Origin of the sequence: Mesorhizobium sp. M1A.T.Ca.IN.004.03.1.1, assembly GCF_003997555.1 — a bacterium.
Taxonomy (GTDB): Bacteria; Pseudomonadota; Alphaproteobacteria; order Rhizobiales; family Rhizobiaceae; genus Mesorhizobium.
Genome location: NZ_RZTV01000557.1, coordinates 1 through 259 on the forward strand (window position 1 = coordinate 1; position 259 = coordinate 259).

Below are 259 nucleotides of genomic sequence, written 5' to 3' on the forward strand. Positions count from 1 at the left end.
CGGACGAGGAGGCGCGGACATGACCGACGACATCGGCAGCAGGCTGCGCGACGCGCGGCTGCAGCGCGGCATGAGCCTGCGCAGCGTCGCCAGCTCGCTGGGCGTCTCGGCGAGCCTGATCTCGCAGGTCGAGACGGGCAAGACGCAGCCCTCGGTCTCGACCCTCTACGCGATGGTGACCCACCTCGGCATCTCGATCGATGAGCTGCTCGGCGTCTCCCCCACGCCGCCGGCCGGTGCCGCCGTTCCCGCACCCGAG

The 259-nt window shown here is 72.2% G+C and carries 1 protein-coding gene; it reads left to right on the forward strand.

The genetic code is table 11. From position 1 onward, the window contains the following. Positions 1 to 19: 19 nt before the first annotated feature. Positions 20 to 259, forward strand: a 240-nt coding sequence (locus EOD29_RS32860) for a helix-turn-helix transcriptional regulator (RefSeq protein ID WP_164763998.1), incomplete at its 3' end; no start/stop codon positions are given.